At 53.9% G+C, this 414-nt stretch carries 1 pseudogene; it reads left to right on the top strand.

Annotated features, from left to right (window positions below):
* Positions 1-171: 171 nt before the first annotated feature.
* Positions 172-414, top strand: a pseudogene (locus ACWTU8_RS33020) (lipopolysaccharide biosynthesis protein); the annotation flags it as partial.

The raw sequence follows: 414 nt of genomic DNA, 5'->3' as shown, positions 1-414 counted from the left end.
AATATGAATGAAATCACGGTAATACTGAAACTTCCGGATCGAAGGGACATCATGCGAATGAATGATTGTGAGGCTCGTCTCCGATTCTAAACTCTGGCGGAGCGGCAGGTCGTTTGCACAGCGCGATCGCACATGTTCCGAAGTGACTTCTGACGCCCTAGGACATTCACTATGGTCGCGAAAATGATGGCTGGCGCAACGCCGAGCCCGATCCGCAGCATTATTCGCATGGCGGGGGGCGTCTCGGCCATGGCCATCATTGGCCAGTTCACTCTGGTCGCGGCCATTCCTCTGCTGGCTCGCCTCTATTCGCCAGCCGATTTCGGTATTTTCACGATCTATCTTTCGATCGTAAATATTCTCGGCGCCATCGCGGCGCTTCGCTTCGAATCCTCGATCTACGTCGTTGAGGAT

It is taken from the genome of Mesorhizobium sp. BHbdii, from assembly GCF_053848045.1.
Note: the sequence above shows the minus strand (reverse complement) of the source record. Positions and strands in the feature narration are given on the sequence as shown.